Source organism: Staphylococcus coagulans (assembly GCF_022557135.1).
Lineage (GTDB): Bacteria > Bacillota > Bacilli > Staphylococcales > Staphylococcaceae > Staphylococcus > Staphylococcus coagulans.
Map to the genome: position 1 here is coordinate 897,003 of NZ_CP092966.1, position 24,444 is coordinate 921,446.

Annotated in this window: 23 protein-coding genes; 9 read left to right on the forward strand and 14 right to left on the reverse strand. The window is 36.1% G+C overall.

Going from position 1 to position 24,444, the window contains the following annotated elements; all coding sequences use genetic code 11:
• Positions 1 to 475 precede the first annotated feature (475 nt).
• Genes ilvA through ilvD form a run of 9 tightly spaced genes read right to left on the reverse strand, consistent with a single transcriptional unit; the run spans position 476 to position 11,269 of the window.
• The gene (gene ilvA, locus KM149_RS04085; RefSeq protein WP_214971821.1) at positions 476 to 1,744 is read right to left on the reverse strand and encodes a threonine ammonia-lyase IlvA; all 1,269 of its coding nucleotides are present in this window, start codon (positions 1,742 to 1,744) and stop codon (positions 476 to 478) included.
• A gap of 12 nt (positions 1,745 to 1,756) precedes the next feature.
• Positions 1,757 to 2,329, reverse strand: coding sequence for a 3-isopropylmalate dehydratase small subunit (gene leuD, locus KM149_RS04090; RefSeq protein ID WP_050330441.1), 573 nt, complete (start codon positions 2,327 to 2,329; stop codon positions 1,757 to 1,759).
• Positions 2,329 to 3,702, reverse strand: a complete 1,374-nt coding sequence (gene leuC / locus KM149_RS04095; protein ID WP_241415541.1) for a 3-isopropylmalate dehydratase large subunit — start codon at positions 3,700 to 3,702, stop codon at positions 2,329 to 2,331. Before leuC ends, leuD begins: the two co-directional genes overlap by 1 nt.
• A 3-nt stretch (positions 3,703 to 3,705) precedes the next feature.
• Positions 3,706 to 4,755 carry a 3-isopropylmalate dehydrogenase gene (gene leuB / locus KM149_RS04100; RefSeq protein ID WP_214971818.1) on the reverse strand — a complete coding sequence of 350 codons (1,050 nt, stop codon included), beginning with the start codon at positions 4,753 to 4,755 and terminating at the stop codon, positions 3,706 to 3,708.
• Positions 4,752 to 6,284: a 2-isopropylmalate synthase gene (locus KM149_RS04105; protein ID WP_214971815.1), complete on the reverse strand. Its 1,533-nt coding sequence runs from the start codon at positions 6,282 to 6,284 to the stop codon at positions 4,752 to 4,754. Before KM149_RS04105 ends, leuB begins: the two co-directional genes overlap by 4 nt.
• 19 nt (positions 6,285 to 6,303) lie before the next feature.
• Entirely contained in the window at positions 6,304 to 7,308 is a 1,005-nt protein-coding gene (gene ilvC / locus KM149_RS04110) for a ketol-acid reductoisomerase (protein ID WP_214971812.1), read from the reverse strand.
• Positions 7,309 to 7,336: 28 nt separating this feature from the next.
• The gene (gene ilvN / locus KM149_RS04115; RefSeq protein ID WP_214971810.1) at positions 7,337 to 7,810 is read right to left on the reverse strand and encodes an acetolactate synthase small subunit; all 474 of its coding nucleotides are present in this window, start codon (positions 7,808 to 7,810) and stop codon (positions 7,337 to 7,339) included.
• Positions 7,807 to 9,561 carry a biosynthetic-type acetolactate synthase large subunit gene (ilvB, locus tag KM149_RS04120; RefSeq protein WP_214971808.1) on the reverse strand — a complete coding sequence of 585 codons (1,755 nt, stop codon included), beginning with the start codon at positions 9,559 to 9,561 and terminating at the stop codon, positions 7,807 to 7,809. Before ilvB ends, ilvN begins: the two co-directional genes overlap by 4 nt.
• A 19-nt stretch (positions 9,562 to 9,580) precedes the next feature.
• Complete coding sequence (ilvD, locus tag KM149_RS04125) at positions 9,581 to 11,269, reverse strand: dihydroxy-acid dehydratase (protein ID WP_182281099.1); 1,689 nt, start codon at positions 11,267 to 11,269, stop codon at positions 9,581 to 9,583.
• Positions 11,270 to 11,764: 495 nt separating this feature from the next.
• Here ilvD and tsaE point away from each other — a divergent pair, with 495 nt between their 5' ends.
• From tsaE to tsaD, 4 genes are read left to right on the forward strand one after another with little or no spacing between them, the layout of a single operon-like run.
• Positions 11,765 to 12,211: a tRNA (adenosine(37)-N6)-threonylcarbamoyltransferase complex ATPase subunit type 1 TsaE gene (gene tsaE, locus KM149_RS04130; protein ID WP_241415542.1), complete on the forward strand. Its 447-nt coding sequence runs from the start codon at positions 11,765 to 11,767 to the stop codon at positions 12,209 to 12,211.
• A complete protein-coding gene (tsaB, locus tag KM149_RS04135) occupies positions 12,204 to 12,860 on the forward strand; it encodes a tRNA (adenosine(37)-N6)-threonylcarbamoyltransferase complex dimerization subunit type 1 TsaB (protein WP_165545960.1) in 657 nt (218 codons plus the stop codon). Before tsaE ends, tsaB begins: the two co-directional genes overlap by 8 nt.
• Positions 12,839 to 13,309, forward strand: coding sequence for a ribosomal protein S18-alanine N-acetyltransferase (rimI, locus tag KM149_RS04140; protein ID WP_050330456.1), 471 nt, complete (start codon positions 12,839 to 12,841; stop codon positions 13,307 to 13,309). Before tsaB ends, rimI begins: the two co-directional genes overlap by 22 nt.
• Complete coding sequence (gene tsaD / locus KM149_RS04145) at positions 13,302 to 14,330, forward strand: tRNA (adenosine(37)-N6)-threonylcarbamoyltransferase complex transferase subunit TsaD (RefSeq protein ID WP_241415543.1); 1,029 nt, start codon at positions 13,302 to 13,304, stop codon at positions 14,328 to 14,330. The genes rimI and tsaD overlap by 8 nt, the downstream gene beginning before the upstream one ends.
• Positions 14,331 to 14,778: 448 nt before the next feature.
• Here the strand turns inward: tsaD and KM149_RS04150 are convergent, their stop codons facing one another.
• Positions 14,779 to 16,722 (reverse strand): ABC-F family ATP-binding cassette domain-containing protein, encoded by a 1,944-nt coding sequence (locus KM149_RS04150; protein ID WP_182281096.1) that lies wholly within the window; start codon positions 16,720 to 16,722, stop codon positions 14,779 to 14,781.
• A gap of 152 nt (positions 16,723 to 16,874) precedes the next feature.
• Here KM149_RS04150 and KM149_RS04155 point away from each other — a divergent pair, with 152 nt between their 5' ends.
• The 4 genes from KM149_RS04155 to KM149_RS04170 all read left to right on the forward strand — a co-directional run bounded on the left by KM149_RS04155 (position 16,875) and on the right by KM149_RS04170 (position 21,022).
• A complete protein-coding gene (locus KM149_RS04155; protein ID WP_060829621.1) occupies positions 16,875 to 17,513 on the forward strand; it encodes a redox-sensing transcriptional repressor Rex in 639 nt (212 codons plus the stop codon).
• Between the two features lie 292 nt (positions 17,514 to 17,805).
• Positions 17,806 to 18,888 (forward strand): YeeE/YedE family protein, encoded by a 1,083-nt coding sequence (locus tag KM149_RS04160; RefSeq protein ID WP_241415544.1) that lies wholly within the window; start codon positions 17,806 to 17,808, stop codon positions 18,886 to 18,888.
• A 24-nt stretch (positions 18,889 to 18,912) separates the two neighbouring features.
• Positions 18,913 to 19,137: a sulfurtransferase TusA family protein gene (locus KM149_RS04165; protein WP_241415545.1), complete on the forward strand. Its 225-nt coding sequence runs from the start codon at positions 18,913 to 18,915 to the stop codon at positions 19,135 to 19,137.
• A 397-nt stretch (positions 19,138 to 19,534) separates the two neighbouring features.
• A complete protein-coding gene (locus tag KM149_RS04170) occupies positions 19,535 to 21,022 on the forward strand; it encodes a sucrose-6-phosphate hydrolase (protein ID WP_241415546.1) in 1,488 nt (495 codons plus the stop codon).
• A 57-nt stretch (positions 21,023 to 21,079) separates the two neighbouring features.
• Here the strand turns inward: KM149_RS04170 and agrA are convergent, their stop codons facing one another.
• From agrA to KM149_RS04190, 4 genes are read right to left on the reverse strand one after another with little or no spacing between them, the layout of a single operon-like run.
• Complete coding sequence (gene agrA / locus KM149_RS04175; protein ID WP_050330468.1) at positions 21,080 to 21,796, reverse strand: quorum-sensing response regulator AgrA; 717 nt, start codon at positions 21,794 to 21,796, stop codon at positions 21,080 to 21,082.
• A 14-nt stretch (positions 21,797 to 21,810) separates the two neighbouring features.
• Positions 21,811 to 23,103 (reverse strand): quorum-sensing sensor histidine kinase AgrC, encoded by a 1,293-nt coding sequence (agrC, locus tag KM149_RS04180; protein WP_425356279.1) that lies wholly within the window; start codon positions 23,101 to 23,103, stop codon positions 21,811 to 21,813.
• A gap of 24 nt (positions 23,104 to 23,127) precedes the next feature.
• Positions 23,128 to 23,265 carry a cyclic lactone autoinducer peptide AgrD gene (agrD, locus tag KM149_RS04185; protein ID WP_182281213.1) on the reverse strand — a complete coding sequence of 46 codons (138 nt, stop codon included), beginning with the start codon at positions 23,263 to 23,265 and terminating at the stop codon, positions 23,128 to 23,130.
• Positions 23,262 to 23,831, reverse strand: a complete 570-nt coding sequence (locus tag KM149_RS04190; protein ID WP_182281214.1) for an accessory gene regulator AgrB — start codon at positions 23,829 to 23,831, stop codon at positions 23,262 to 23,264. The genes agrD and KM149_RS04190 overlap by 4 nt, the downstream gene beginning before the upstream one ends.
• A 405-nt stretch (positions 23,832 to 24,236) precedes the next feature.
• On the opposite strand from KM149_RS04190, the gene KM149_RS12015 reads away from it, so the two are divergent.
• Entirely contained in the window at positions 24,237 to 24,314 is a 78-nt protein-coding gene (locus KM149_RS12015) for a delta-lysin family phenol-soluble modulin (RefSeq protein WP_103356492.1), read from the forward strand.
• The last annotated feature ends 130 nt before the right edge of the window (positions 24,315 to 24,444 follow it).

Here is a 24,444-nt window from a genome sequence, read left to right on the forward strand (position 1 = left end):
CTAAAGAGACATCGTGTATGTCTCTTTTTTTATTTAATTAATCAGGCAAATGGATGGTCTATTAAATGCAGACAGTCATAACGGATTTTAGGAAAAGGCTAAGGCATTAATCCCAAAATAAATAGCGCTAAGATGGTTTTTACTAGAAAATCGTCTTAGCGCTTCCTTTTTATGTTAAAACTTTGTATGAGATGACTTCGTTTTCCAAGTGGCAAGCCTTAGTCTATAGTCTTTGGCTCGTCCTGTTCTCTCAGATGTCTCGCCATTAATAGGAAGAAAGTATTTTCCACACACATCAAACAAAAATCGGCAATGTGGAATCGAATCATTCATTGCACATTACAGATTAATCATAGTTTCACGCATTGGTTGATGTATGATTGAAAAAAATACATTTCAGTCATCTCTCATTAATATTCGATAAGTTTTATACGGAAACATTTTCACTGGATCTTTATTAATCTGAGAAGTGACACTAAATTAATAATGAGTAGAGCATTTTATTTTCGTTAATATAAATATTCTTCGGATCAAACTGATTCACGTGCTGCTTGAGCTGTTCTAAATCCGTATGTCTCTGCAGTTGAATGCCTATAACCACAGTTCCCGTATTTTGGGAAGACTTTTTTAAATACTCAAACTTTGTAATATCATCATTGGGTCCTAATACATCATTAACAAATTCCCTTAATGCACCGGGACGTTGGGGGAAATTGAGGATAAAGTAATGTTTCATCTCTTCATAAAGAAGAGAGCGCTCTTCAATTTCTTTCATCCGATTGATATCATTATTTCCTCCAGAAACAATACATACGACATTTTTACCTTTTATTTTCTCTTTGTATTGTTCCAATGCGCTTACACTTAGCGCACCAGCAGGTTCAGCTACAATCGCTTGTTTAGAGTACATGTCTAATATCGTAGAACACACTGCACCCTCATCAACTTGGATGTAATCATCTAAAGTCTCACGACAAATATCAAATGTAATGTCTCCCACTCGGGCTACAGAGGCGCCATCTACAAACTTATCAATGTTTTCAAGGGTTACAACATGACCTTGTTTAATCGACTGATACATACTACTTGCGCCTAAAGGTTCTACACCAATCATCTGTGTCTGTGGTGAATAGGATTTAAAATAAGTAGACACACCCGACATCAGTCCGCCGCCCCCGATTGCTCCGAAAACGTAGTCGATTCTAAGTTTATTTTTTTCAGATTGTTCAATCATTTCTTTAGCTAAAGTGCCTTGTCCGGCAATCGTGTGTACATTATTAAATGGATCGATAAAAGTCATACCTTGTGATGTGGTGTATGCAAGAGCGGCCTTTAAGCAATCGTCAAATGTATCACCAATGAGTTTAATTTCGACATTGTCATCACCAAAAAATTGAACTTGATTAACTTTTTGTTTTGGCGTTGTCACTGGCATAAAAATAACGGCGTGAAGATTCAATTGTTTTGCAGTATATGCGACACCTTGCGCATGGTTCCCTGCGCTTGCACAAGTGATACCACGAAGCTTTTGTTCATTGGGTAATACTGCAATGGCATTATAGGCGCCTCGCAACTTAAATGAACGGACCCACTGCAAATCCTCACGTTTTAAATAGACATTACATTGATATTTGAGCGATAAGTAATGATCTTTTTCTAAAGGTGTTTCTTTTACGATGTTTTTAAGACGTAAATGTGCATCTTCCACATCTAGTGCATGTATAGTTGTTCGAAGATTAGACATCTCTTTCACTCCTTAAGTATATTTAAGTTCATAATCTTTTATTTCTTTTTCATATTTTAATGTGATTGCGATGTCATCAAGACCATTCACTAGTTTTTCTTTCCATGTCGAATCAATTTCGAAATGAAAAGTTTGTTCTGGTGATTGTACAGTTTGTCGGGGTAAATCGACGGTAATGGTTTTAAATTGAGCTAAATGTTTTCGTGCATTCTGGTCTAATTTGATGGGTAAAAGCGCATTTTTTGTACAGTTCATATAAAAAATATCACTAAAACTTTCAGCTATTATCACTTGAAAACCAAAATCTTTAAGCGCCCATGCGGCATGTTCTCGACTCGAACCACAACCAAAGTTATCACCCGTAATTAAAATGGTTGCATCTTTATAATTTTCATCATTTAATATAAAGTCTGGATTGTCTGAACCATCAGAGAGGTAACGCCATTCATCAAATAAAAAGGGACCATAACCCGTTTTAGAAATACTTTTTAAATGAACTTTCGGAATAATTTGGTCTGTATCAATATTGTCATAAAATAAAGGAACAACTTTACCAGTATATTGAGTGATAGGTTTGATTTCCATTACGCTTCAATCTCCTTTCTTACATCTACAAAGTGACCTTGGATGGCTGCCGCTGCTGCCATAGCAGGGGATACAAGATGAGTTCTCGCACCTTTTCCTTGTCGGCCTTCAAAATTACGGTTACTTGTTAAAGCACAATGGACACCAGCAGGGACTTGATCTGGATTCATTCCTAAGCACATACTACATCCAGGTTCACGCCACTCAAACCCTGCGTCCTTAAAGATGACGTCAAGCCCTAGTGCTTCTGCCTCTTTTTTTACTTGACGAGAACCTGGAACGACAATCGCTGTAATATTTGGGTGAACTTTCTTTCCTTTTACGAAATGACTAGCTTCAATTAAATCAGAGAGCCTTGCATTCGTACAAGAACCTAAAAACACGTAGCCTAAAGGAATATCTTTAGCGAACTGGCCGGGTTTTAAATCCATATAGCGGTAAGCACGTTCGTCATTACTATCTTTCGACTCTGGAAAAGGTGTAGTAAACGAAACACCCATTTCAGGACTTGTTCCCCAAGTCACTTGAGGTTCTAAATCTGAAACGTCTAACTGAATCACTTTATCAAAATGTGCGTCCTCATCACTATACAACTTTTGCCACTGTGGCATTTTTAAATCCATATCTTGAGCATAACGACGTCCTTTAAGATAGTCATAAGTTGTTTGGTCTGGTTGGATTAAGCCATATTTTGCACCTGCTTCAATAGCCATATTACATATTGTCATACGCCCTTCCATTGAAAGTGATTGAATGGTTTCACCAGTAAATTCAAGTGCATAACCTGTTCCAAAATCAACACCATACTGATTAATTAAATATAAGATAATGTCCTTAGCATATACGCCTTTTGGAAGTACGCCATTGACTTCAATTTTTAAGTTTTTAGGCTTTGTTTGCCAGAGCGTTTGTGTTGCAAAAACATGTTCAACTTCGCTCGTTCCAATACCAAAGGCAATCGCACCAAAAGCACCATGTGTCGCTGTATGTGAATCTCCACATACAACTGTTTTACCGGGCTGAGTGAGTCCTGTTTCTGGTCCTACCATATGTACGATACCTTGTTCGTCAGCACCCATGTCAAAAAGTTGAACGCCAAAATCTTTGCAGTTTTTTTGTAAAGCTTGTATTTGCTTACTTGCAATTTCATCTTGAATATTAAAAATGTCGACAGTCGGGACGTTGTGATCTAATGTTCCAAAAGTTAAATCAGGTCGTCGTAATTGACGGTTTTGTAATCTTAATCCTTCAAATGCTTGTGGAGACGTCACCTCATGAATAAGATGTAAATCGATGTATAAGAGTTGTGGCGCACCATCTTGCCCCGTAATGATATGCTGATCCCAAATTTTATCAAAAAGTGTCTTACTCATTTGTTAAGCCTCCTTTAATTCCTGTATAAAGTGATGGAACACCGCATCAGTCCCATAATGACCTCCTAAATCAGACGTTGTAATGCCATTTTTAAGTAAGTGGTCGACGGTTTGTTCTAAAAGCTGTGCCATTTTTTCTTGTTGTGCGGATTGGCGTAAACACATGGCGAGTGACAAAATCATGCCGAAAGGATTGGCTTTATTTTGTCCAGCAATGTCAGGTGCAGAACCATGTATCGGTTCGTAGAGTAAAGTACCATTTGTACTAAAGCTTGCAGAAGGGGAAAGTCCTAACGAACCAGGTAACATTGAGGCTTCATCGCTTAAAATGTCTCCGAATAAATTTTCTGTTACAATGACGTCAAAATCAGACGGTCGTTTAATAAGATGCATACTACAAGCATCAACAAGCAAATGTTCAACTTCGACGTCTGGATAGTGCTGTGCGACTTCATTAATCGTTTTACGCCAAAGTTTGCTGCTTGATAACACGTTTTCTTTATCGACAGAAGTTAGTTTTCCTCGACGAGATTGTGCAAGTTTAAAAGCAGTATGTGCAATTCTCATTATTTCCTCTTTACTATATGTCAGTGTATCTACCGCTTCATTTGCATTAAAATAACGTGGTTCGCCAAAATAAAGACCTCCCGTGAGTTCCCTCACAATGATTAAATCGGTTTGATTAACAATCTCACTCTTAATAGGTGACAAGTTCACTGTATAAGGTGTTACACGAGTGGGGCGTATATTTGCATATAAATTTAATGCTTTTCTAAGCTGAAGTAATCCGTGCTCCGGACGACAATCGGGATTTTCCCATTTAGGACCACCGATGGCACCTAACAAAATAGCATCCGCATTTTGACAAGCTTGTAATGTTTCTTTAGGCAAAGGTGTGCCATAGTGATCTATGGCACAACCGCCTATTTTATAATTATCGACATGACAGTCAAAATGGAATTTTGTGGCAAGCACGTCAAGAATTTCTAACGTGCCAGCCATTATTTCTGGTCCAATACCATCGCCTGGAAGTGCAACAAGGTTGAATGTCATTCTGTCGCACCTACCTTGATCACAGGCGTTGTCGATTTAGCTACAGCTTCTACGTAGGCTTTACATGAGGCATAGATAATATCATGGTCAAAGCCAACCCCTGTATATTCTTGTCCATTGACTTCTATACGGACATGAACTTCAGCTTGTGCATCAGAACCTTCAGTTACAGCATCAATGCGATAATCCAATAAGGCAGTTTCAACTTTAAAAATGCGGTCTACTGCATTATAAATAGCTAAAATAGAACCTGTGCCTATACTTGAATCTTGATAAACTTGACCATCGTTATCTTTGATGACGACGACTGCACTTTGTAAACCATTTGAAACGAATTGAAGTTGTAATGCATCAAGATGATACTGGGCATGCTTATCATGTTCACTATCTTGAATTAACGCATGAATGTCTTGATCTGTGACATGCTTTTTCTTATCCGCAATATCTTTAAATGATTTAAACAACGTCTTTTGTTCCTCTACATCGATGTTGTAACCTAAAGCTTTTAATTTTTCTTGGAATGCATGTTTACCCGATAGTTTACCAAGAGGTAATTCTGTATTTCTCACACCGACTAATTGAGGTGTCATAATCTCATAGGTTTCAGGATTTTTAAGAAAGCCATCTTGGTGAATACCAGACTCATGGCTAAAAGCATTTTTGCCTACAATCGCTTTATTACGAGGAACCCTCAAGCCAGCATAGCGTGCTACTAAATCAGAAGTTTGCTTTGTCAGTTCAAGATTGATTCGACTTTGAATTTGGTAGTGATCTTGTCGGACATATAAGCCCAGTGCAACTTCTTCGAGTGCAGTATTGCCAGCACGTTCGCCAATACCATTGACGGCACCTTCAATACGTGTTGCGCCATTTTCAATTGCGGCCATGCTATTGGCAACTGCTAAACCAAGGTCGTCATGACAGTGTGCACTATAAGTAATAGGTTGCGTAGTCTTTACTTTTTCGATTAATGTTTTGAAAATGTAGCCATATTCAGTTGGAAATGTATAACCGACAGTATCAGGTATATTAATTACAGTAGCACCTGCATCAACAGCGGCTTGTACACTTTGAATTAAGAAAGGTAACGGTGTTCTTGTAGCATCTTCAGGTGAAAATTGGACAACTTCAAAACGTTCTTTTGCATAAGTGACATATTTCGTAATCGCAGCTAATACTTCATCTTCCGTCATTTTTAATTTGTACTTCAAATGGATTGGACTTGTCGCAATAAATACATGTATAGAAGGGGAGACAGCGTCTTTAGTCGCTTCGTATACAGCATCGATATCAGCTTCACGACATCGGGCTAATCCTGTCACAGTTGTCTTTTTTAATGTTTGTGCAATTGCTTTTACAGAATCAAAACTACCTTGACTTGAAGCGGGAAAGCCTGCTTCAATCACATCGACACCCCATTTTTCAAGTTGTTCTGCTATTTTTAACCGTTCTTCAAATGAAAAACTGACGCCAGGTGTTTGTTCTCCATCTCTAAGTGTTGTATCAAAAATTTGAATATGACTAGACATTTTCAATCACTCCTAACAATTATTTCTGAATGCTTTTCGATTTAATAAACGGCATCATTTCACGCAATGATTGTCCCACCTGTGTGATTTGATGATCCTGTTGTGCTTGTCGCATTGATTTAAAGTCTTTAAATCCGTTATGATTATCATCAATGAAACTTTGGCTGAAATGACCATCTTGAATATCTTTAAGTACAGCTTTCATGTTGGCTTTCGTATCCTCTGTGATGACACGTGGTCCAGATACATAATCCCCAAATTCTGCAGTATTCGAAATAGAATAGCGCATATTTTCAAGTCCGCCTTCATACATAAGGTCAACTATTAATTTCATTTCATGTAAAACTTCAAAATAAGCAATTTCAGGTTGGTAACCAGCTTCAACTAAAACTTCGAAACCACTTTGAATGAGGCGTGTCACTCCACCACATAAAACTGCTTGCTCACCGAATAAATCTGTCTCTGTTTCCTCTTTATAGGAGGTTTCTAACACACCTGCACGTGTTGCGCCAATGCCTTTAGCATAACTTAAGGCCAAATCTCGAGCTTGCCCTGAAGCATCTTGGTGAACAGCAAAGAGTGCAGGAACTGCTGAGCCTTCAACAAATGTGCGTCGAACTAAATGACCCGGTCCTTTTGGTGCAACTAAAAACACATCGACATCACTTGGTGGATTAATCACATTGAAATGAATATTAAAACCATGTGCAAATGCGAGCGCATTACCCGCTTCTAAATGAGGTTCAATTTCATTTTTATAGACATCACCTTGGATTTCGTCAGGTAATAGAACCATAACGACATCGGATTGTTGAACGGCTTCACCAACTGGGGATACATCAAATCCATCTTCTTTTGCTTGATCAAAAGATTTACCCGGTCTAATTCCAATGACAACGTCGTAACCATTATCTTTTAAGTTTTGTGCATGAGCGTGGCCTTGAGAACCATAACCAATAATTGCGATTTTTTTTCCTTGTAATGCATCGTTTTCAACTGAATTGTCATAATATACTTTTGCCATATTAAACGACCTCCATATGTACATATTTTTAAATAATTGCTGCTGTGCCTGTGCGTGCGACTTGTTCAATTTGAAATGATGATAGATCGTCAAGAAGTTGATTTAACGTATATTGAGGGCCTGTCGCTTGAATAAACGTATATTGCCCATCTTCTTTTAATACAGAAACTAGCGCATCATAAGGTTCGATAACTTGCATCAAGATGGATTGTTGATAAGGTTTTTTTAACTTAATTAAAAGTAATTCTCTGTTAAAACTGTTGGTACTTGTTATATCTTGAACAAGAAGGGTATTGACTTGCTTTTCTAATTGTTGAATGATAGTTCTCTGTTTTTCATCATCTGGAACTTCCGCGATAAAAGTGATTTCTGAAATACCTTCCTCCAAAGTAGGGGTAGCTGTAATGCTTACGATATTAATTTGGCGTCTAACAAACAGACTGGTTAATCGGTTCAACGTTCCTGCTTTGTCAAAGACACGTAACTTAAACGTTCGCTTCATAGTAAACCCTCCATTTCATGATTTGCTTTACCACTTGGAACCATTGGCAATACAGGTTCCGTTGGTGAAATTCTAACTTCAATTAATGCTGGACCATCATGAAGAAAGGCTGCATCGATTTGCGATTCTAGTTTCTGATTGTCATCGATTAAAAAGCTTTTAACCCCATAGGCTTCGCTTAATTTTCTAAAATCAGGTTGATCATTGAATACAGAATGAGAAAAGCGTTGATTAAAGAATTTGTCTTGCCACTGCTTAACCATACCGAGTGTGCCGTTATTAATGAGGACAATTTTGATTTTTAAATTAAATTCATTGAGTAAGGCCATTTCCTGATTCGTCATTTGAAAGCCACCATCACCAACAAAAACAACGACCGTGTCAGAAGGTTTCGCAAATTGAGCGCCTATTGCTGCTGGAATACCAAAGCCCATCGTTCCTAAGCCACCACTTGTAATAAGTTGACCATAAGTTTCAAATGGATAAAATTGAGCAACCCACATTTGATGTTGACCGACATCGGTTGCGACATAAGCTTTCCCTTTTGTAATCTCACCAATATATTCAATAACGCGTTGTGGTCGGCTGAATTCGCGTTGTTCAGATGGAAGATATTTGAATGGGTGTTTTGATTTATTGGCATTAACAGTATCGAGCCAATCTTCATGATCGGGAACTTCAATATGATACTTCGATAATGCAACTAATACGGCACCTACATCAGCAACGATACCTAAATCAGTTCTAATAATTTTGTTGATTTCAGATGGATCAATATCAACATGGACAATTTTGGCATGCGGTGCGAATGATTCTGGTTGGCTTGCAAGACGGTCATCAAAGCGAGAACCAAAGTTAATGAGTAAATCGCAATCCGTTAGTGCCATATTGCTTGCATAGGAACCATGCATGCCGCCCATTCCAAGAAATAAGGGATGGGAAAAAGGAATAGCACCTAAGCCATGTAAAGTAGTCACTACAGGAATTTGATATTTTTCAACAAATTGTAGGAGGGCTTCATTTGATTTTGAAAAGTTCACACCGGCACCCGCTAAAACAATAGGTTGCTTGGCTGATTTTAATAATGCAGTTAATTTTTGAATTTCATCAATTTCAGGTTTGTGGTTCACATAATAACCAGGCGTATTAACTGTCTCGTCGTTTGTCGTTTCAGTAGAGAGGACACCCATATCTTTAGGAAAGTCAATAACAACAGGTCCTTTTCTACCAGAATTGGCAATATGGAATGCTTCTTTTACAATTCTAGGAATATCCTTTACATCATGAACTTGGTAGTTATGTTTCGTAATTGGTGTCGTCATTGATAAAATATCTGCTTCTTGAAAAGCGTCTTTGCCGATACCGGGTGTTGCAACTTGACCCGTGATGACAACTAAAGGTAAAGAATCACTATAAGCATCTGCAATACCTGTCATCGCATTTGTCGCACCTGGACCACTTGTTACTACGACAACGCCGGGTTTACCACTCACACGCGCATAACCTTCTGCAGCATGTGTGGCGCCTTGCTCATGACGGTAAAGGATATGCTTAATTTGTCCGTTATAAAAAGTATCATAGAGTGGTAGAACGGCACCGCCAGGGTAACCAAAAATATACTCAACTTCTTCTTCTAAAAATGCTTCTACTAATAATTCTGCACCAGTTTTCAACGCGTGTGTCTGTGGTTGTAAAGTTGAAGTCAACTGCTCTGTCTGTCCATAATCCGTTGCTTTTTCAGTGTTTGTCATCTTGAATCCCTCCATCTTTTTAAAGTAACTCATCTGGTACTTTCATGATGCCACCTGTGTTAGCACTCGTAACAAGCGCGGTATACCTGGCTAAATAACCTGTTTTCACTTTTGCTTTAAAGGGTTGTTGTTGGGCATCTCGTTTTTCAAGTTCTTCATACGATACATTTAAGGATAAAGTGCGGTGCGTAAGGTCGATTGTAATTTCATCGCCATCTTCAATTAAGCGGATAGGACCACCTGAAGCGGCTTCTGGTGAAATATGACCCACAGCAATACCACGTGTTGCTCCTGAAAAACGACCATCTGTAATTAATGCCACGTCTTTGCCTAAACCTCGCCCTACAATCGATGAAGTAGGTGCTAGCATTTCAGGCATGCCTGGACCGCCTTTAGGACCTTCATAACGAATGACAACGACATGTCCTGCACGCACCGTATGATTATCAATAGCTGAGACCGCTTCGTCATGACTATCAAAACAAATCGCTTTTCCTGTAAAGGTTTTGATGGATGGATCTACTCCGCCAACTTTTATGACTGCGCCATCTGGAGCGATATTGCCATATAAAATAGATAGACCGCCTTGTTGATCATAAGGTGTATCTAAGTGTCGAATGACTTGATTATTAGTAATCTCTTTGTCTTGATTGTTTTCTCGAAGTGTTCGTCCTGTGACAGTTATCCGATCAGGATGTAAGACACCGTCTTTTTTCATTAATTCATTGATAATTGCTGGTACGCCGCCCGCTTGATGGACATCTTCCATTGAATATGCTGAACTAGGTGCGATTTTAGATAAATACGGTGTTTTTTTAGCGATATCATTAATCCGTTGAAGGTCGTAATCAATGCCTGCTTCATTGGCGATAGCTAACGTATGTAATACAGTATTTGTAGATCCACCCATTGCCATATCAAGTGCAAATGCATCATCAATTGCTTCTTTCGTGATAATATCTTTAGGCTTTAAATCATTGTTGACATTTTCTACCAACTGTTTTGCGGCTGCTTTTATCATCTCTCTTCTTTGATCACTCACTGCTAATGCTGTGCCGTTATATGGTAATGCCAGTCCTAAAATCTCCATTAGACAATTCATTGAATTTGCAGTGAACATTCCTGCACATGAGCCACAAGTCGGACATGCGTTTTGTTCCATTTCTAAAAAGTCTTCTTTACTCATTGAACCTTCTTTAAATGCACCAACTGCTTCAAACATAGATGAGAGAGTCAATGCTTTACCTTGAGAAGATAACCCCGCTTTCATAGGACCTCCAGAACAAAATATAGCTGGGACATTCGTTCTCACTGCTGCTAGTAACATTCCAGGTGTGATTTTGTCACAGTTTGGAATGTAGAAGACACCATCGAACCAATGGGCATTGATAACTGTTTCAGCTGCATCTGCGATAATTTCTCGGCTTGGTAATGAATAGCGCATCCCAATATGGCCCATCGCAATGCCATCATCGACACCAATCGTATTAAATTCAAATGGAATGCCTCCCGCTTCTCTAATCGCTTCTTTGGCGATATCAGCTAATTCTCTTAAATGCACATGACCAGGAACAATATCGATATATGAATTACAAATAGCGATAAAAGGTTTGTTCATGTCAGTAGGGGATTTAATTTGTCCCGTCGCATGTAATAAACTTCTGGCCGGTGCTTGTTGGTCTCCTTTTTTAATCATGTCACTTCTCATCTGTATGGCCTCCCTTGATTTTTGAAAATAAAAAAAGATACGCCCCAATTGGTGTTGGGACGCATCTTTAAGTCCCATTCAATTAGAAATAGGACTTAAGCGATTAGTAAAATTTCTACTAATGCTCCAGTCCTGAGCGTAAAATTAAAATGACAATATTATTTTGTTGTGTATGTGTCATGCATGGATATGTTTTCATTGTCTAACGCTCCCTTCAAAATGAATGTGATGTATGTTAAATTAAATTGGTTTCATCAATTACGAGAATGAGAAAAATTTAGAATTTAGAGAATTGTCTAAAAATTACGTGTTATAAATTTAACCCATCTTTTCTTCTAAGTCAACAGTAAATGTAAAATTTTCTGAAAATAATCTTAAAATACAGTCAATAAAGCGTCATTCTTATTTCAAAGTAAATGTCAAGAATCAGATAAGGTCAAATAGAAAAAAATTTGTTACAATAGATAGGAAAATTAAGTCAGGAGTGCGGAAAGTATGAGAATAAAAAATATAGCAGAAATGCAGAGGTTCGCTAATTTACTGACACCACTTCTAAAAGCGCAAGATGTGTTGTTATTAGATGGTGATCTTGGCGCTGGTAAAACAACTTTAAGTCAATTTATCGGAAAAGCATTAGGGGTTAAACGTCACATCAGTTCACCGACCTTTAATATTATTAAGTCATATAAAGGAGACACCTTAAAATTTCATCATATGGATTGCTACCGACTTGAGAACTTCGATGAAGATTTAGGGTTTGATGAATTTTTTAATGACTACGCAGTTACAGTCGTTGAATGGAGTACGTTTATTAAAGATTATTTACCGGATGCGTTTTTAAAAATTAACATTAAAGTAATCAATGAAGATGAACGAGAAATCGAACTCGAGGCAAAAGGTCAACATTTTGAAGAAATCAAGGAGCAAATAATACATGTATAGTTTACTTATAAATAGCGCGAATCAACCTTTATCAGTTGCTGTTTTACAAGATGGCAAAGTTTTAGTAACACATACAACGACGGTTAAACGCAATCATTCTATACAATTAATGCCATTAATCGAGTTTTTACTTGTACAATGTGAACTTAAAGCAAAAGATTTAGATGAAATTATTGTGGCAGAAGGGCCAGGCTCTTATACAGGATTGCGTATTGGTGTCACTACAGCTAAAACATTAGCGTACACTTTAGGCATTCAGTTATATGGTGTCTCTTCATTAAAGGCAATTGCAGCGAATATTGAATACTCAGATGCCTATATTATCCCAATCATTGATGCCCGAAGAGGGAACGTCTTTGCTGGGGTTTATCAATGGCAAGGTCAACAGTTAGTCGCTGTCATGGAAGATCAACATATTGCCTTATCTCAATTAATTACACAATGGTCTAACAAAGAGAATGTTATCTTTATAGGTGATGATGTCACACATTTCACAAATGAACTTGAAGGATACCAATGTAACGCAGAACCGCCTAGAGCAGATAAAATGTATCGATATAAAGGTGAACCACGTGAGATTCATACGTTTGTACCGCAATATTTAAAGTTATCGGAGGCAGAACAAAATTGGATGGATCAACAGAAATAAAAGAGAAACTTCAAATAAGACATATGATGCTTGAAGATGTTCCAGCTGTTTTTGATCTTGAACAGATAAGCTTTAAAAAGAGTTCGTGGACGATTGATGCGTTTTATTATGAATTGGAGCAAAATCATTTTGCCCATTATTTTGTTGTAGAGTTCGAAGATAAAATAATCGGTTACCTAGGCTTATGGATTGTTGTTGACCAAGCCCAAATTACAACAGTTGCTATTGATCCGGACTATAGAGATTACGGATTAGGTCAATTATTATTAAAATATGTTATTAATTTTGCGTCTTCAATCGCAACGGTAATGAGTTTGGAAGTGCGTGAAGATAATCATGTCGCGCAGCATGTTTATCAAAAACTTGGTTTTGAATATGGCGGTAAAAGAAAAAATTATTACGGTGATGGAGAGGATGCGTTAGTCATGTGGGTGAGTTTAAATGACTGAGAATACAACGATTTTGGCACTTGAGACAAGTTGTGATGAAACAAGTGTCAGTGTAATAGAAAACGGAACAAAAATTTTAAGTAATAGTGTGTTAAGTCAAATTGACAGTCATAAACGATTTGGCGGTGTTGTCCCTGAGGTCGCAAGTCGTCATCATGTTGAAAATATAACATTAATCATTGAAGATGCATTGCAACAAGCAGACAAATCAATGGACCAGATTGATGCAGTGGCTGTAACGCAAGGCCCAGGTCTTATTGGTGCGTTACTTGTGGGTGTCAATGCTGCTAAGTCACTAGCTTTTGCTAATGATAAACCACTTATACCTGTCCATCATATTGCGGGGCACGTGTATGCGAACCAACTTGGAACAGGATTGAAATTCCCATTAATTGCATTAATTGTTTCGGGTGGACATACGGAGCTTGTCTATATGAAAGATCATTTACAATTTGAGATTATTGGTGAAACACGAGATGATGCAGTAGGCGAAGCTTATGATAAAGTCGCACGAACAATTGGTTTACCTTATCCCGGAGGCCCAGCGGTTGATCGATTAGCAACGCAAGGTGAGGACACATATCAATTTCCTCGTGTATGGTTGGAGCCTGAGAGTTATGATTTTAGCTTTAGTGGTTTGAAAAGTGCAGTGATTAATAAATTGCACAATCTAAAGCAAAAAGGTGAGCAAGTGATTCCTGAAAATGTTGCGACAAGTTTTCAAAACAGCGTAGTGGAAGTGCTCGTTGGAAAAGCAATGCGTGCTTGTGAAGATTACAATGTTAAACAGTTGATAGTAGCTGGAGGTGTAGCAAGTAACAAAGGGCTTCGTAAAGCTTTAGAACAAGCTACGCGTGAAATAGGCATAGAACTCGCTATTCCAGAACCACGTCTATGTACGGATAATGCCGCAATGATTGGAGCAGCAGCTCATTATATTTATGAAAAAGGAATTCGGGGCGACATGGCTTTAAATGGTAAAAGCAGTATGGATATTGAAATGTATTTAGATCATGAATAATGAATGTTGCACGTTTTTAAACAGCAACCTTATTTTGAGGGTGAGACAACGAAATCAAACGATTTCTGTCTCTCCTTTTTATGTCAAAAGAAAAGTGATATATTCTAATCACCATTAAAATTTAGATGCTTGTCTATATAGATGTATAACTATAAACAACTTAAATCTTCACATTTTAAGCTCACTTTTCTGATTGAGCAAAAGTCAATAGAGAACATGCGTACTTATGCACAAGTTGTTAAGAACCTGTGCATAACATTGGCGTAAAATCGGGGATAAGTTGTATATAATTGTGCATAAGGATAGAATATTCTAGCTTTTAACTTGTGGATAATGTGGATAACTTTGTGGATAGTTGGTGTTATGCTATTTCATATGTGGACGAAATGTAAACAGTAGGTGATTAAAAAAATAAACCGAGTAGAAAATTTTACTCGGTTTACTTCATTTAATCTTCATATTCAGTTAACAAAAGTTGTAATTCTTCCCAGTTTGTCATCACTTGTTCTAATGCTTGTTCGATTTTTTGACGTTCTTCAGCTAGAGATTGTGTTTTTTCGAAATCATTAATGACAGCTTCATCTGTCATTTGTAAATCAATCGCTGCAATCTTGTCTTCTAACTCAGAAATTTGGCTTTCGTCACTTTCAATCTGGCGCTCTATTTTACGCTTTTCACGACGAAGCGTCTTTTGATCTTGATAAGTCGTTGGCTGAGTACTTGAATCTACTTCTAACGTCGCTTGATTTTGTTGGTTATCATATGCAGCAAGTGCTTGTTGTTGCTCTAACTTTTCCAAATAGTATTGATAATCCCCTAAATAAAGCGTGCCACCTTTTTCGTTTAAATCAAAAATTCGATTCGCCAATTGGTTGATAAAATAGCGGTCATGCGAAACAAAAATGAGTGTCCCTTGGAAATGTTTTAAAGCTTGCTCTAACATCTCTTTAGAATCAATGTCTAAGTGGTTTGTCGGTTCGTCTAATATGAGCACATTGTTACGTTCTAACATGAGTAATGCCAATTGCAAGCGTGCTTTTTCACCGCCTGATAAATCATTGATGACTTTTAATACGTCATCTTGCGTAAATAAAAAGCGTCCTAAAACGGCACGCACATCTTTTTCAGGCATTTGACGATATTGGTCCCACACAAAATTCAAAATAGTTTTGTTTGAACGAAATTCTGCTTGTTTTTGATCATAGTAGCCAATTTTAAGATTTGCACCATCAATCACTTGCCCCGATAAAGGTGGAAGGCGTTTGGCTAAAGTTTTAATTAAAGTAGATTTACCTATCCCATTAGGACCGATAATACCGATATGATCCCCTTTGTTGATTTCAAATTGTATGGGTTGCGTAATAGGGGAGACATATCCAATCGTTAAATCTTGAATGTGCATGACATCATTTCCAGTATTGCGATCAAAATCAAATTGAATGTTCGCACTTCTAGCGTCTAACATCGGCTTTTCAAGGCGTTCCATTTTTTCTAAAACTTTTCTACGGCTTTTAGCCATACCACTCGTGGAAGCACGTGTAATGTTTTTTTCCACAAAAGTTTCAAGACGTTTAATTTCATTTTGTTGTCTTTCATATTCAGCTAAACGCTTTTGATAATATTGATCTCTTAATTCGATAAATTTAGCGTAATTTCCGACATAATGTTTAACTTCACCTAATGAAACATCGTAAATTTGAGTTACGATTTTATCTAAAAAGAATCGGTCGTGTGAAATAATAACGATAGCGCCTTTGAAATATTTTAAATAATCTTCTAGCCATTCTGTTGTGGCCATATCTAAATGGTTCGTCGGCTCATCTAAAAGAAGGAGATCAGGTTCGCTTAATAACATTTGTGCTAATGACAGACGTGTTTTTTGTCCGCCGCTAAAATCATTAATCGGACGATGATAATCTGCTTCACTAAAATCCAGTCCATTTAAAACAGTTTTAATTTTACTTTCATATTGATAGCCTTCAAGCTGTTCAAATTCATTTGAGAGCTTTTCATATTGATCAATATGCGTTTTATATTCTACTGACTCATACATATCCGCATGAGCTGCAAGCCAATCGGTTTCAACTTTCATACGCTCTGAGATGGATTGAACATGCGCAAACGGTTTGGCCATTTCTTCGAAGACTGTGTTTTGGGTATTTAATGTCATTTGTTGTGTCAAATAGCCTAATTTCAAGCCTTTGATTTTAGAGATATGGCCGGAATCATAGTTTTCAACACCAGCGATGATTTTCATCAATGTTGATTTACCCGCACCGTTACGTCCTACAATGCCAATTCGTTCGCCGGTTTTTACTTCAAAGTTGACGTCTTCAAAAATCTCTTCACCATCAAACGATTTGGTGACGTGACTTAATTGCATTAAAATCATATGGCATGCTCCTTTCATTCTTAATTATTGTACAATAAACGCAATATGTATCAAGCACTTAATGTTTTCATAACCATAAAATTAAGTTATAATTATTATCACATACTATGTATATGAGTGCACGCATAAGAAAGACTACGGAGGACTTTAAAATGGGAAAAGAAAGCAATAAAATTCCTAGAGCGACCTTAAAACGTCTCCCTTTATATTACCGATTTGTCAATATTTTAAAGGCTAAAGGTGAAGATCGTGTGAATTCAAAAGCGATAAGTGAAGGCTTAAATATAGATTCTGCAACAATTCGCCGAGATTTTTCATATTTTGGAGAGCTTGGGAAAAAAGGTTATGGTTACAATATTGATAGTCTATTGGAATTCTTCAAATCTGAGTTAAGCGATTCTGATGAAATCAAAATAGGCATTGTTGGCGTAGGGAATTTAGGTAAGGCACTAATCACTTATAACTTTTCAATTCACGATGATATGACCATTACTGAAGCCTTTGATATCAGTGAGGAAATCATTGGTACACAAGTGGGTGATGTGACGGTAAAATCAATGGACGAGATAAAAAGTACCGTTGAAGCTGAAGCGTTAGAAGTCATTATTATTGCTACACCAGGAAGAGTAGCACAAGAAGTGGCCGATGCACTTGTAGATGCAGGTGTGAAAGGAATACTTAATTTTACACCGAAACGTGTGCACGTACCTCAATCTGTACAAGTACATCAAATTGATTTAGGTGTGGAATTACAATCATTATTATTCTTTATGAAAAATTATAATGGTTAACCTTTTATGAAAATTATCCATACATACAAAAAGATTTGTTTGGATGAACTGTAAATTAAAACATAGCACTATGAAGAGAGTATAAAAGTCTAATGATAATATTAGATTTTATACTCTTTTTTTATTGCGCATAGGTCAGTTCTAAAGCATGTATGTTTAAATATACAAATGTATTCAAATGAACTTGAGAAAAAATATATGTTTTTATATTTATTTTTAAAATGTACTTGAAAAATAAGGTCTTATTTTTTATAATACCTATAATGTTAATCGGATATAGGGGGTAGGAATATTGATTTGGACCGTGATAAGTGGATTGATTGTGGGAAGTTTACTTGGTTTCGTAATGCAACGTACGCGTTTTTGTTTGACGGGTGGCTTTAGAGATATGTATGTTCAAAAAAATAATAAGATGTTTTATGCGTTGCTTATTGCGATTAATATCCAAGCTATTGGCTTATATATATTAACTTCATTGGGTGTTATCACGATAGATAATGGGACATTTCCAATTGTAGGAACGATTGTTGGATCATTTATTTTTGGTATTGGGATTGTACTCGCAGGAGGTTGTGCCACTGGGACATGGTATCGTGCAGGGGAAGGTTTAATTGGCAGTTGGATTGCACTTTTCATGTATGCACTATTTGCAGCAATCTCTAAATATGGCGTTCTGTTACCACTGAAAGATACAATTAATCAACAAACCGTTTATGAAGCGGATATGGCGACATCTACAGGGGTACCAAGTTGGATATGGTTAATCTTATTAACTGGTGTTACGCTATTTTTGGTTATGACCACGTTGAAAAAGCCAAAATCAAAAATCGCTATACCAAAATTAAAACCACGCTATACTGGGGTACGTCACTTTTTATTTGAAAAGCGATTTCATCCTTTTGTTGCAGCGATTGCGATAGGTTTCATTGCACTTATCGCTTGGCCAATGAGTATTTCAACAGGAAGAGAAGGTGGGCTAGGCATTACGACACCATCTGCGAACTTAATCGCCTTTTTAACAACAGGAAATGTTTCTTTCATTGACTGGGGTGTTTTCCTCGTTTTAGGTATTTTTGTAGGATCGTATATTGCAGCACGTGGTTCAAGAGAATTTAAATGGCGTTTACCAGATATTAAAACAATACGTAATAGTGTTATTGGTGGTGCATGTATGGGATTTGGTGCAGCGCTCGCAGGTGGATGCTCAATAGGTAATGGTTTAGTTGCAACTGCTGCATTGTCATGGCAAGGTTGGATAGCTTTAGTGGCTATGATTTTAGGGACATGGTTTATGAGCCATTTCTTATTTGTGAAACCTTTAAAAGCAGCGCGTCAACAACAAACGCATACATCACCACAATCTGTTAATATTTAAAAATGAAACGAAAGGAGCTTCACAATGTTATATGAACTCGGTACAGTGGGCATGGTTTGTCCATTTCCTTTAATTGAAGCACAGAAAAAGATGGAGGAATTAGCACTAGGCGATGAACTGAAAATTGACTTTGACTGTACACAAGCCACAGAGGCTATTCCCAATTGGGCAGCAGAGCAAAACTATCCAGTGACTGAATTTGAACAAATAGATTATGCGTCTTGGACGATTACGGTTCAAAAGGCGTAAATGATAGCACGTTCAATAATAATTGAATAATTTATATGGTATAAAGCAGTTGAGGTATATCTCAGCTGCTTTTTGTACGATATCATATTTTAAAATATTAAGATAAAGCAATATAAAAGAGTCTAAGGTCTTAATTTTAGGACATGCTTAAACATTTTTATGATAAAATAGCTACTGAGATCATATGGAGGAGCTAAGATGGGGACAGCTTACTTTTCCAATGCAAATTAAAATCATGATGCTCAAACGTAGCGTCTTTTTTATTTTTACATAACTCTAACGTGTTTAACGCGTCGTATCATAGTAACAGCAAATCATCAAAATAAGCGCAAGGTTTGGTTTATATGTAACAACAGGTGGCATATATGATCAGCAGTATGAGATAAGGAGGATACATATGGAACAATGGAGTCGCGAAATGCGATATCGTAAATATGAGGAAGTAGATGAAAAGGAAATTTTAGCATTACATGAAAAAGTAAAGTCTTCTCCATATCGTCAAATTTTTCATATTCAACCACCTACAGGATTACTCAGTCATCCGAGTGGTTTAATTTTTTTTAATGGCCAATATTATATCGCACATCAGTGGTTTCCTTTAGGGCCAGTAGATGGCTTAAAATATTGGAGACAACTAACAAGTGATAACTTAGTGACTTTCAAAGATAAAGGTGTGGTTTTACGTCCTGACCAGACATATGACAGTCATGGCATACATAGCGGCAGTGCATTTTCTTATCAGTCGTCGCTTTATTATATGTATACTGCAAGCCATAGAGATGAGAATTGGGAGCTTAAAAGTAGCCAAGTTATTGCTAAGGTACAAGACGATGGAGCAGTAGAAAAATTATCTCCGCCGGCAATTAGTACGCCACCTGAAGGCTATACACAGCAGTTTGGAGATCCGAAAGTATTTAAAAAAGGGGAACAATTATATGCTGTGATTGGTGCACAGCGTGAAGATTTAACAGGTTGTCTTCTCATGTATGTCGCAGATCAACCAGAAGGACCTTGGCATTTTAAAGGTGAAATAAAAACGCAATTACAGAGTTTTGGACATATGTGGACTTCACCAGACTATTTTCAAATTCATGGAAAAGATATTTTCCTATTCTGCTCTGAAGGTGTGGAATCTGATCAATATCAAAATACGTATTTAAGTGGCTATATCGTAGGGACATTAGATTTTGAAACACTCGTATTCGAACATGGTGAATTTCAAGAATTAGATGCAGGTTTTGATTTTTATGCACCGCAAACGATAGAGGATGAAGCGGGGAGACGCGTTTTAATAGGATGGATGGGTATACCTGATGTAGAGTACCCAACAGATGCCGATGGTTGGACACACTGTCTAACACTTCCTCGAACATTGACTATTGAAAATCAAATATTGAAACAAAAACCACATATGCATTTGAGAAAGTTGCGCAGTAACGAAGAATCAGCGCTAGGCTACGCTAATAAATTTATTAAACAGCTCCATCCCTATGAAGGGGTCCAGTATGAACTAGTCGTTGATATTTTAGAAAACGAATCTTCTGCTTTTGAATTACAGTTACGTGCTTCTAGTCATGAATCGACTGTCATTCGTTATGAGACAGCAACGAAAGAAGTCATACTTGAGCGTTTTGATAGTGGCGCACTGCCATTTCCGGTAGAAGGGACATCAAGAAGTACACGTTTAAACTCAGAGTTAAAACAATTGCGTATTTTTGTAGATACATCGAGTATCGAAATCTTTTGCAACGAAGGCGAACGTGTGTTAACTTCACGTATTTTCCCGAAAACAACATCGAATAAAATTAAGGTCGTTACGGATTCGGGGCAAGTCTATTTAAAAATGACTAAATATGATATTGCGACAGAAATGACAGAAGAATAATCTAAAAATAAATACAATCCAATAAAAAAACAAGCAGGTGATTCTTTTCCTGCTTGTTTATATTTTCTTTAAATTACGTACTGAAACATAACAAAACTCTTCATTTTTAAAATATGCAATGCGTTCTTTAGAATCCACACTACTTATGTTATGTCTGTTGAGTACAAAACTGTTATGACATCTAAAAAAGCGATCATCAATTTGCGCTAACTCTTTGAGATTGCCATAAAATTCGATTTGGCGATTATCTAAATGTGCAATCAAACGATGTGATTTAGGTGATGATTCAAAAAACATCACATCATCATATTGAACATAAACAGAATTGCTGCCGCGTTTCAGTTCTAATGTTTCAACAGTTTTATCTTTCGTTAATAAATCTAAACGTTTTAATGCAGTTTCTAAACAATCAACAATTCGTGTACGTAATTCTTCAGGATCGTCTTTAAAAATAAAATCCATCGCTGCAACTTTGTAAACAAATGTCAAATAAGTCAATTCAGTATGGCTTGTTACAAAAATGATATTACCAACAGGGTCATGCTTACGAATCTCACTTCCAAGTTTAATCCCGTTAATATCAGATTCTAATTGAATATCTAGAAAATAACAGCCAATATCACTCATGTTTTTAGAAGCTTCTAACACTTCATATGGATTATCTGTGGCAATTTCGATTTCCATAGGTTTTTCTTCAATCATAATATAGTTTTCAATAATGGATACCATGCGTTCACGTTGTTTTGGATCGTCTTCACAAATCAATACTTTCATAGTTACGCACATCCTTAATCATCATCATTCATGACTTCAATTTTTTGTATAAAATATTGGTTTTCAATCGTTGTATCAAGCAAAACATTTTCTGTTTTATCTGTAATTTCTTTCAAAGTCGATAAACCGATACCACGATTTTTCCCTTTCGTTGAAAAGCCTTCTTGGAAGAGGGTATGTAATTTTGGCATATTTTTTGGTGCTTTATTCATGATAATAATTAAAACAGAAGTCTCTGTTTTAATGAATGCAATTTGAATCATTGGGTCTTCAACCGTCAATGAAGCTTCGATCGCATTGTCCATGATAATACCTAAAACACGACTCAAATCAATAATTTCCATATTAATAGATGAAATCTCATCAGCAACTTCAACACTAATTTCGATATTATTTTCTTGAGCTGATAAAATTTTAGTAGTGATAACGCCTTTAATTTCGCGTACTTTTAACTTCTCAATCCCATTTAATTTTAAAGAATTTGTTTCAAAATGCCCTTTTAGGGGGTTAATATTATTATGATAATACGTTTTCAGACCTTCTAGATCATCTTCACGCAAGTACTCAGACATTGTTGCTAAAATATTAATGTAATCATGACGGAACTTACGCATTCGATTATTAACTTTTTCCATTTCTAATGTGTATTTATAATAATCTTCTGCCTCTTGTTTTTTGTGTCTATAACTAATTTCGCGTGCTATCGTAATTGTTGTCATAACAATTAAAAATGCAAAAATTAAGAATGATATAAAGTATAAAATACCTACTGTTTTTACCTCATTGAAAGAAGTTACAGATTTAGGGATAATAAAAAAGAAAATATAAAAAACGGCAGTTGAGAATAAAATCAATACAGAAATATAAAGATTATTTAAATGCAACCAGGATAATTTAAATTTATTAAATAAAAACATTAAAACTACTGTAAATATATAACAACAAATAACGAATAGTAAAGCGTATAAAGCATTAGCACTATAAAAATCTATATTGTGATTAATAAGATACGCATAGGCCCAGGAACTAATAAAGTCGCTTAAAATCAATACTATAACTGTTATTAATACTGTTAGCACTCCGATTATTTTAAGGCGCTTATAATAAAAAATGAAGAATGCTAATATTAAGTAAAGCAAACTGTTTCTTCCAAATATAAAATATAGAATGACTGAAGGGATTACTATTCCAATTAAAATAAGAACGTAATCCCTTTTTGTATATTTATATTTTTGGATAATACTTGTAACAGATGCGAAGGCAAAGGCTTGAAATAAAGTAATTAGAATTACACCGAGTATATCCAATTTATACACACTTTCTATCTCTTTTTATTCGTCTAAATCAAGTAATTCTTTAGGGATTTCTGGCTCATCAAAGAATGCACGGCATAACGGAATATCCGCAAAACTACCTACTGATTTAAAAAAACTCGTAATAAAAATGAAAAGTTTATCTAAATAATTCATTGTATATCCTCCTTAGGAAAAAAGATAGGTAATAGCGATAATGACTGAACTGTAATCGCATAAGTAATTAGTTGTTGAAATGGACTTGGAATAAACAATGAAATTCCTATTAATAGGGTCATAACAACAACTGATTTAATTTTAAGCTCTTTCTTGCGTGAGGATTTAATTGGTAATTTACGAGTTGCAGCTGGTGCATACTTAACAACTATCAACCATCCTAATAAACTTAATAATAACATGAATGCGTATGGAATTTCATATTTCACTATTAACCACGGCACAGCAATAAAAAACAAGATATTTTGTACGTGACAAAGCAAAGAATTTTTAGCATGAGCTCCGTACGAAACTTGTTTTAAAAGGACAAAGCTTAAATGTGCAATTAGCGTGTATAAAAATGTATTGACAAGTAGAGCAAGACCATACGTAACGATAGCTTTAGATAAGTTCATAACTACAAGCTGAATGCCTAGACGCACACGCAAAAAGTCGAGGTGGTCCAGATTCTGCTTTTCTTGCAGTTTACGAGCAAATTTATTAATGCTGTTATCTATTATTTGCAATGGTTTTCCTCCTTAAACTTATTATAAATCACATTTAATGTACAAATACATTTTTTGCCTAACTGTTCATTTTATATTCCTAACTGTAGTTTTTATAAAATATATATGTATATTACCATAAATATTAAACAGTTAAGAAGTAAAAATGATAACTTAGGCAATAATTAACACAATTTTATAAAGCCATGTTCTAATATATATAGAATCACAACAGTGATTTGGTAAAGTCATTTTGTTTTAATCATTTTAATTGTGGATTTTAAAGTGATTTAAACAAATTGTACCGAATTAAGTTTAAGTCAGAACATCTTAGTTTATGTATTCTTCGCTCAGCTTACATAACTAAGGCTGCAACAATCTATTAAAGTCTTTGGAATTTATTTATAACTAAGGAGGTGTACTACAATGGCAGGAGATATCATTAGTACTATCGTAGATTTCATTAAACTTATTGCAGAAACGATTAAAAAATTCACTAAATAATAGTATTGTTAAGTGCTATTATTATCTTTTTCCTTACTTAGGCTGAAGTAAAAAGTAAAAGTTAGGTTTCTATTTAAGAAGCCATTGTAGCAATATTAATAATCGGTAAATTCACTAAATTTTTTCATAA